Consider the following 5,887-nt stretch of genomic DNA (forward strand, 5'->3'; position numbering starts at 1 on the left):
CTTCCATCTCCCCATGCTCGTAGGCTTTCAGCTTGTCGCCGATAATCTGCCGGTTCGCCTTGTCAGCGTCGGGCATCTCGGTGTTGTATCCATCCGTTCCCGGCGGTTGCTCCTTGCCGGAGGACGGAGCGAATATCAGCCACATCACCCCGATGAAGACCAGCACCATAGCGGGCAGGACTATCATCTTCTGCCGTTTCAGCCGCTGCGCCTCTGTCAGCGGTTCACGCTCCTTTTTCGGCTTTCCCGTGTCGGGAGCGGTTTTGTTCTCTTTCATCGGTTCATTCTTCATCTGTTCCATATAAATAAAGTGTTAAGTGATTGTCTGTTTCCGCCGGGGTCGGCAGTTCTACCCGTCCGGCGTGTCCCGTTTCCATGCGTGAGCCGTCGTTTTTGCCGATGTCATAGACGGCTCTGCCGAAGGTATAGAGGGCAAGCACCGCGAAGGCGGCGAGCATCCCCAGCACGATGCGGCGGCGTGTTTCCGGCGGCAAACCGTCCAGATACCCTTTGAGCCTTGCCACCAGCCGTTTCCGTTTGTCGTGGAGCTTCCAGTATGCGCCCCACATTGTTTTTCTGATACATTTTACTTTCCGTTTCATAATCCGTTACCGTTTGATTGTCTGTAAATCCTTGTTCTCGATGATGGTGAAGCCCTCGATGGTGAAGCCGTTGGGATTGTCGTCCGACCGCGATGCGTTCAGCAGGCGGCAGGTAGTCACGAGGCTGCGCTCGGTGACGTTGCTCTGCCGGATGATTTTCTGCGTGGCGTAAGTCACGGCACGGTAGGGATAGGCGTTGAAATCGCACACTACGCTGTCCACCTTCAACACTTGGTTGATGTTCCCGGCGATGATGCGGTTGTAGTACCCCTTCTCGGCGAAGTCCGAATAATAGTGGTACACGCTCTTGTCTGCCAGCAGCAAGGCACGTTTCACGTTGTGTTCAATCGCGCTTTTTTCAGGTGACAGCGTGAAGAAAAGCTCGTGGAAGCGGCGCACATGCTCCCGTGCTTCCGCCGGGCGGTTCTGCGATAAATCCTGAGAGAGAGCCAGCATCAGCGACTTGCCGTTGTCCAGCACATAGATTTTCTCCCGTTGCTTCTCCGCGAAACGGTAGGAGTTCCATACGCTCCACACCGTCACCACGGCGCACAGCGAGAGGAAGACGATACCGAACAGGCGTATCTGCCTGAACGATGATTCGATGTTTTTAAGTGACTTAAATTCCATTGTTGTTTATTCGTTTTTAATTGTCAGTTGATTATTTCAGCAGTTTCCCGGCACGTCCGACCACGTTTCCTGCGGCTGCACCCGCCACGCTGCCCGCCATTCCTCCGGCGCGTCCCGCCATCTGGTTCACGTTGCGACCGTAACCGCCCATGCCTCCGGCTTGGATAATCCAGCCGGCAACGGTGGGAATGGTGAAGTAACCGATGATGCCGATGCAGAGGAACACGATGTACACCCCGTCGCTCGAATCCAGCGAGAAGTTCGGGTCCGCCTGCATACGTTCAATGTCGCTTTGCAGCATCAGCACCTGTATCTTCGCCAGTATGGTACTGAACATATCCGATACCGGCAGCCACAGATAGACCTGTATGTAGCGGCATATCCACTGCGTGAGCGTGCTTTGGAAACCGTCCCATACCGACAGGGCGAATGCTATTGGACCGAGTATCGCCAGCACCACGAGAAAGAAGGTGCGGACGGTGTCTATCACGAGGGCGGCGGCTTGGAACAGCAGTTCCAGTATCTCGCGGAAGAAGTCGCGGATGCTCTTCTTCATGTTGTACATTCCCCGGTCGATATACATTCCCGCCATCGTCACCATGTCGGAGGGCGACCAGCCGAGTTCCTCCAGTTGCTTGTCAAATTCCTCGTTGGACACGAGGTAGGCGGTTTCGGGGTTGCGCACCATCGCCTCGTATTCCAGCTTGTCCTTCTGCTCCCGGTATCGGTTCATGTCCAGCGTTTCCGCCTCCAGCATCTTTGCCGTGCCCTGTACGACGGGTGAGAGGATGCTGTTTATCGTGCCCAGCACCACAGTCGGGAAGAACATGATGCACAGACCGATGGCAAAAGGACGGAGCATCGGGAATACGTCTATCGGTTCGGCTCTCGCCAGCGACTGCCATACCCGGTAGGCGACGTAGAACAGCGCACCCAGCCCGGCGATGCCTTTTGCCACACCCGCCATGTCCTCACACAGCGGCATCATCTGCTCATAAAGTGAGCGTAAAATCTGATGAAGGTTATCGAACTCCATAGGCTTACCAGTATCTTTCGTTCATGTTCCCGTACAGCCCCATGATGCGGTCAAGGTCGTTCTTTTTTTTCGCACGCAGATAACTCACGGAGATGTTCTTGTTGGTGTAATAGCTCACAAGGTTGCGGTAACGCTTCATTTTGGAGTAGCAGCGTTCCACCACGTCCATGCGCTCCTTGTCGGTCATGGAGAGCGTGGTGATGTTCACCACATTCTTCAGTTCCGTCAACACTTCGTTGCTCTCTTCCAGCAGTTTCGTGTAACCGAAAGCGATTGCCGACAGCTCTTCTGGTCTGAAATTTCCATCACGGAGCATCCTTTGGAAACTGTTTACATAAATGTCGGTGATGTCGCCTACCATCAGGATGGTCTGCTGCACCTTGCGGGCGTCCTTGACGAGATTGTTCACCGATTTGAGGGCATCGTAATACTTTTTGCCCTGCTGATAGATTTTCACCGTTTCCTGAAAGTTGCTCACCATGTTCGTGGCAGTCTTGGAGGTATGGATGATGTTTTTGGAGGCATTGATGATACCCTGCGCCAGATTGCCCGGATCGCTTACGACCCACTGTGCGCTTGCCCTGCCTGCGAAAAGCAGGCACAGGCAGATAATCATTGTTATTCTTGTTCTCATGTTACTTTGGATTTTAGTGGTTGTTATTCTTCTGTCGGGTGTCCCGGCTGCGGTTTCACCCGCACATAGTCGCCGCCCGGCGAGAAGGTCAGCACGTCCGTGGCCTCGTTGTAGGACACGTCAATGCGGAAGCCGGTGTTCATGAACAGGTTGCCGTTTTCCTCCTGCAAGAGATAGGTTTCCGGTTTCAGCTTGCGGCGCAGACCGCTCCGGCGGAACACCGTCACCTTGTAGGCTTCGCCCTCCTTGTAGATAAGCACGTCGGGCTTCCCCTCCACGCTCTCCCAGTTCCCGCACAGCATATCACGGCGGTTGTCGGCCACGTCGCAGGATTGCAGCATCATGACCGCCAATCCGATCAGACACTTGCTGACTTGCAGCATTTTCACTTTTGGTAAATTCATACGCGTTTTCCTTTTTTTGTTGGTACATTCTGTTTTAGTTATTCCTTGTTCCTCCGCCTTTCGGCAAGCTGCCGGATGGCGGCTTCGATGTCGCCGCCCAGCTTCTCTGCCAGACGGTAAACCTCCACTTTTTCCGTTTCTTCGGTAGTGTAGGCCAGATACTCTTCCGCGCTGACCTCCGTGGCATAGACAGCCGACTGCGTGCCTCCCAAGCCTATCCACACCTCCTTGTAGAGCCGTGAAGGGTTGTTTGCCATGTTGATGGAGAGTATCTGCCCTTTCTCCTTTTCTGTCAGTCCGAGCAACGCCTGTATCTGGTCGAACTTGTTCATGTACTTGCGCTGGTCGAGAAGTATCTTGCAGTCGGAGTTGTTGATGATGCTCTCCTTGACCACAGGAGAGGAAATGATGTCGTCCACCTCCTGCGTCACCACGATTGCCTCGCCGTAATACTTTCTGACCGTCTTGTACATATAGCGCAGGTATTCAGCCATGTTCGCCGAAGAGAGAGCCTTCCAAGCCTCTTCCACGATGAGCTGTTTCCGCACCCCTTTCAGCCGCCGCATCTTGTTGATGAAGGCTTCCATGATGATGATGGTCACGACTGGGAACAGTTCGCGGTTTTCCTTAATCGAATCAATCTCGAAGACGATGAACCGCTTGCCGAGCAGGTCGATGTTCTCCGTGGAGTTGAGCAGGAAGTCGTAACGCCCGCCCCGGTAATACTGCCGCATGGTGGTGAGCATGTTGTCGATGTTGAAGTCGGACTTCTCCACCTTGATGTCGCGCTGCGCCAGTTCCTTGCGGTAGTCGTCGCGCATATACTCGTAGAAGGTGTTGAACGACGGCACGATGCTACGGTCGGATTGGATACGCTCGATGTAGGCACTCACGGCACTGCCCAGCTCGCCGCTCTCCGTCTTCGTCACCTTGTCATCCTCCGACTTCCAGAGCGTCAGCAGCAGGGTCTTGATGCTGTCCTTCTTCTCCACGTCGAAGATGTAGTCATCGGTGTAGAACGGGTTGAACGATATGGGCTTCTCTTCCGTGTAGGTGAAATACACGCCGTCCGCCCCGTCTGTCTTGCGCCGGATCATGCCGCACAATCCCTGATAGGAGTTTCCCGTGTCCACCAGCACCACATGCGCGCCTTGCTCATAATATTGCCGCACGAGGTGGTTCATAAAGAACGACTTGCCGCTGCCCGAAGGACCCAGCACGAACTTGTTGCGGTTGGTGGTGATGCCCCGCTTCATGGGCAGGTCGCTGATGTCGAGGTGCAGCGGCTTCCCCGTGAGCCTGTCCACCATCTTGATGCCGAAGGGCGAGAGCGAACTGCGGTAGTTGGTTTCCTCCGTGAACAGGCACACCGCCTGTTCGATGAAGGTGTGGAAACTCTCTTCCGCCGGGAAGTCAGCCGCGTTGCCGGGTATCGCCGCCCAATAGAGTGTCGGGCAGTCTATGGTGTTGTGGCGCGGCACGCACTCCATGCTTGCCAGCTGGCTGCCCACGTCGTTCCTGATATGCTTCAGTTCCTCCGCGTCATCGCTCCACGCCATGACGTTGAAGTGCGCCCTTACCGAAGTCAATCCGTATGACCGGGCTTCGTTCAGGTACTGGTCTATCCACTCACGGTTGATGCTGTTGCTCCTTGAATAGCGGGATAGCGATTGCATGTTACGGGCGGACTTCTCGAACTTCTGCAAGGTTTCCTCGCTGTTGTCTATCAGCACATACTGGTTGTAGATGTGGTTGCAGGAGAGCAGCAGCCCCACGGGGGAGGCGAAGGAGAGGCGGCAGTCGCTCCGGTCGGTGGAGAGTTTCTCGTAACGGGTATCTGTCGCCACCTTGCCCGGCAGGTCTTCCGCGTCGGAGAGGGTGTGCAGGCACAGGCGGTTGTCGCCGATGCGCATCTCCCTTGCCGAAAGCTCGATGTCCTGCAAAGTGGTGTTCCCCTCCGGCATGAGCGAGAAGTAGCGTTCGATAAGCCCCGTCTTTTCCTCCGTCCCCACAATCTCATCGGTGGAGAGGCGGCGCAGGCGGACAAGCCCGCTGTCGTTCATGATGCGCTCGAACTGTTCGCAGGCTTCCATGAACTTGGTCGTGGTTTCCCTGTCCAGCTCCTTCGGGATGATGTGCCCCCGGCACAGCGTGCTGAAGTTGCTCTGCATCCGGCTACGCTCCTTCGTCGTCTTGGTCAGGTAGAGGTAGCAGGTGTGTTTCAGGTACGGACGCTCGTTGAAGTGACGCTCGAAAGAGCGGCTTAAAAAACTCATGTCATCCTTTTGCAGCTCCGGCTTGTAGCGTTCCTTGATGAACCAGTCCTGTTTGTGGACGACGGAGTAGTCCGGCAGCACTTTGACCGCCTTGCACCAGTAGCCGTGTATCGCCTCGTACTCCGCACCCGTCACGGTGTAAAGTTCCGGCAGTTCCACCTCGAAAGCCACCGTGATGTCGGCGTCCTTTGAGATGATGCAGCCATGCTCCACCGCTAAAAGTGGGAACCTGTTTTCCAGTGTTGTCATTTTCGATGTATTCCTCATTGTTTTTCTTCCTTTCGTTGTCGTTTGAACAGACGGGT

General features: G+C 55.1%; 6 protein-coding genes and 1 pseudogene. All 7 read right to left on the reverse strand.

Annotated features, from left to right (window positions below; genetic code table 11):
• Window positions 1-301, reverse strand: a pseudogene (locus KQP79_RS25355) (conjugative transposon protein TraM); the annotation flags it as partial.
• The gene (locus KQP79_RS25360) at window positions 282-569 is read right to left on the reverse strand and encodes a TraL conjugative transposon family protein (protein WP_234120980.1); all 288 of its coding nucleotides are present in this window, start codon (window positions 567-569) and stop codon (window positions 282-284) included. The gene KQP79_RS25360 and the pseudogene KQP79_RS25355, both read right to left, overlap by 20 nt.
• A 39-nt stretch (window positions 570-608) precedes the next feature.
• The gene (gene traK / locus KQP79_RS25365; protein ID WP_004348447.1) at window positions 609-1,232 is read right to left on the reverse strand and encodes a conjugative transposon protein TraK; all 624 of its coding nucleotides are present in this window, start codon (window positions 1,230-1,232) and stop codon (window positions 609-611) included.
• Between the two features lie 31 nt (window positions 1,233-1,263).
• Window positions 1,264-2,268 carry a conjugative transposon protein TraJ gene (gene traJ / locus KQP79_RS25370; RefSeq protein ID WP_149886137.1) on the reverse strand — a complete coding sequence of 335 codons (1,005 nt, stop codon included), beginning with the start codon at window positions 2,266-2,268 and terminating at the stop codon, window positions 1,264-1,266.
• 4 nt (window positions 2,269-2,272) lie between these two features.
• A complete protein-coding gene (locus KQP79_RS25375) occupies window positions 2,273-2,902 on the reverse strand; it encodes a DUF4141 domain-containing protein (protein ID WP_002560978.1) in 630 nt (209 codons plus the stop codon).
• Between the two features lie 23 nt (window positions 2,903-2,925).
• The gene (locus tag KQP79_RS25380) at window positions 2,926-3,306 is read right to left on the reverse strand and encodes a DUF3876 domain-containing protein (protein ID WP_005802275.1); all 381 of its coding nucleotides are present in this window, start codon (window positions 3,304-3,306) and stop codon (window positions 2,926-2,928) included.
• Window positions 3,307-3,344: 38 nt separating this feature from the next.
• Window positions 3,345-5,849 (reverse strand): TraG family conjugative transposon ATPase, encoded by a 2,505-nt coding sequence (locus tag KQP79_RS25385; protein ID WP_151879473.1) that lies wholly within the window; start codon window positions 5,847-5,849, stop codon window positions 3,345-3,347.
• Between the last annotated feature and the right edge of the window lie 38 nt (window positions 5,850-5,887).

The sequence above is a fragment of the Bacteroides sp. DH3716P genome (assembly GCF_025914115.1).
Taxonomy (GTDB): Bacteria; Bacteroidota; Bacteroidia; order Bacteroidales; family Bacteroidaceae; genus Bacteroides; species Bacteroides ovatus.

Excerpts from the sequence above, each read along its gene's own strand:
- KQP79_RS25375 (WP_002560978.1), bottom strand. The coding sequence starts at position 2,902 with ATGAGAACAAGAATAACAATGATTATCTGCCTGTGCCTGCTTTTCGCA.
- KQP79_RS25360 (WP_234120980.1), bottom strand. The coding sequence starts at position 569 with ATGTGGGGCGCATACTGGAAGCTCCACGACAAACGGAAACGGCTGGTG.
- KQP79_RS25380 (WP_005802275.1), bottom strand. The coding sequence starts at position 3,306 with ATGAATTTACCAAAAGTGAAAATGCTGCAAGTCAGCAAGTGTCTGATC.
- traJ (WP_149886137.1), bottom strand. The coding sequence starts at position 2,268 with ATGGAGTTCGATAACCTTCATCAGATTTTACGCTCACTTTATGAGCAG.
- KQP79_RS25385 (WP_151879473.1), bottom strand. The coding sequence starts at position 5,849 with ATGAGGAATACATCGAAAATGACAACACTGGAAAACAGGTTCCCACTT.
- traK (WP_004348447.1), bottom strand. The coding sequence starts at position 1,232 with ATGGAATTTAAGTCACTTAAAAACATCGAATCATCGTTCAGGCAGATA.